Here is a 1,969-nt window from a genome sequence, read left to right as displayed (position 1 = left end):
GGCCGCGCAGGCCCGCCTCGGCGGCGCCGCGGAGGCGACGCGCGCCTGCCCGTTCTGCGCCGAGACGATCAAGGCCGCGGCGACGATCTGCCGCTTCTGCAACCGCGAACTCCCGCGCTGACGACCGAACCCCGGCGGCCGCGCGCCGCCCCCGAACCCGCCCCCACCCGATCAAGGAGAGTCGATGCCCCGCGACGCCGTTTCCGCCGCCGCGCCTCCGACGCCGTTCCCGAAGGCGTTCTGGAGCGCCAACGTCACCGAGTTGTTCGAGCGCGCCGCCTACTACTCGATGGCCAGCTTCGTCGTCATCTACCTCGGGCGGCTCGGCCTCGGCGACTGGTGGCCGAGCAACCTCAACGGCTTCCTCTGGTTCCTCGTCTACTTCCTGCCGATCCTCTCCGGCACGATCGCCGACCAGATCGGCTTCCGCCGCTCGCTGCTCGGCGCGTTCGTGCTGCTCGCCGCCGGCTACTTCCTGATGGGCTTCCCCGCCTGGTTCGGCGGCGCGGAGCTCGCGCCGACCGTGGGGAAGGAGGTCACCGCCGGGGCGGGCGTGATCCTGCCGGTGATCGCGGCGATCCTGCTGATCGGGATCGGCGGCTCGATCGTCAAGCCGACGATCTCGGGGACGGTGCAGAAGACGCACATGGGGCGGGCGACGCTCGCCTTCGGCATCTTCTACATGGTCATCAACATCGGCTCGGTCGCCGGGCGCGTCGTCGCCTTCTTCGTGCGCAGCGCGAAGGGCGCGAACCTGAGCTGGATCTTCGCCGTCGCCCTCTGCGCCGCGGTCGTCGCCTTCTTCGTCGTGCTCTTCCTCTACCGCGACCCGGACCGCGGCCCCGACGCCGCCGCGGCGCCGCGGCGCTCGATGGGGCGGGCGCTGCTCGACATGTTCCTCGTGCTCGGGAACGGCCGCTTCGCGCTCTTCCTGATCGTCTCGTCCGGCTTCTGGTTCATCTACAACCAGGTCTACAACGTCCTGCCGCTCTACGTGAAGAAGGTCGTCGAGACGGACCCGGCGATGGACCTCTACACCGCCGCCAACCCGATCACGATCGTCTGCTTCCAGCTGCTGATCACGAACCTCTTCGGGCGGATGAAGGCGATCCGCTCGATCGTCGTCGGGACGGTGATCATCGGCCTCTCGATGGTGATCAACATCGTCCCGCTCTATCTCGCCGGCGGAATCCGCGCCCTCGCGCTGAACTGGCTGCCGATCGGCTCGCTGTTCATCGTGCTGACCGTGGCGCTGATCGCCTTCGGCGAGCTGTTCACCTCCGCCCGCACCTACGAGTGGATCGGCGCCCTGGCGCCGAAGGGGAAGGAAGGGCTGTTCCTCGGCTACGCCAACCTGCCGATGGCGATCGGCTCGCTCGTCGGCGGCCCGGTCGGCGCGCTGATCTTCAACGACGTCATGTGCCGCAACGCGCGCGAGAACGTCGTCGCGCCGGGCAAGACGCTGCTCGACCTCGATCCGTTCTGGGGCGCGGCGGGCTGGATCGTCCTGATGGCGATCGGCCTGCTCTCCGCCCTCTCGATGTGGCTCTACAACCGCTGGCTGGGGCGGCACGCGGCCGCCTAGCGGCCCGATCCGCGGCGGGCGCCGGCCCGCGCCGCCGCAGGAGCACGACGATGAAGGAAATCGAAGAGATGGTCGCCCGGGCGGGCGTGGACAAGTCGGCGCCGAACTGGCGCACGCGGCTGCCGAAGCCGACGGCGCTCCAGTTCGCCCCCGGCGCGGAGCACTTCGTCACGTTCGAGACGAACAAGGGCGCGGTCAAGATCCGCTTCATGCCCGACGCGGCGCCGATGCACGTCACGAGCTTCATGTACCTGACGCAGCTCGGCTTCTTCGACGGGCTGACGTTCCACCGCGTGATCACCGACTTCATGGCGCAGGGCGGCTGCCCGCTCGGCACCGGGACCGGCGGACCCGGCTACCGCTTCGACGGCGAGTTCTCGCCGA

At 69.6% G+C, this 1,969-nt stretch carries 2 protein-coding genes; both read left to right on the top strand.

From position 1 onward, the window contains the following. Window positions 1-184: 184 nt before the first annotated feature. Window positions 185-1,585 (top strand): MFS transporter, encoded by a 1,401-nt coding sequence (locus LLG88_05820; GenBank protein ID MCE5246425.1) that lies wholly within the window; start codon window positions 185-187, stop codon window positions 1,583-1,585. A gap of 68 nt (window positions 1,586-1,653) precedes the next feature. Next, window positions 1,654-1,969: peptidylprolyl isomerase (locus LLG88_05815; protein MCE5246424.1), on the top strand; the 316-nt coding region annotated here is incomplete at its 3' end.

The organism is bacterium (genome assembly GCA_021372775.1).
In the GTDB taxonomy this organism is placed as follows: domain Bacteria; phylum Acidobacteriota; class Polarisedimenticolia; order J045; family J045; genus JAJFTU01.
This window is presented reverse-complemented; position numbering and strand designations above follow the sequence as displayed.

Bases quoted from the DNA above. Each gene is read 5' to 3' on its own strand.
- LLG88_05820 (MCE5246425.1), top strand. From the start codon at position 185: ATGCCCCGCGACGCCGTTTCCGCCGCCGCGCCTCCGACGCCGTTCCCG.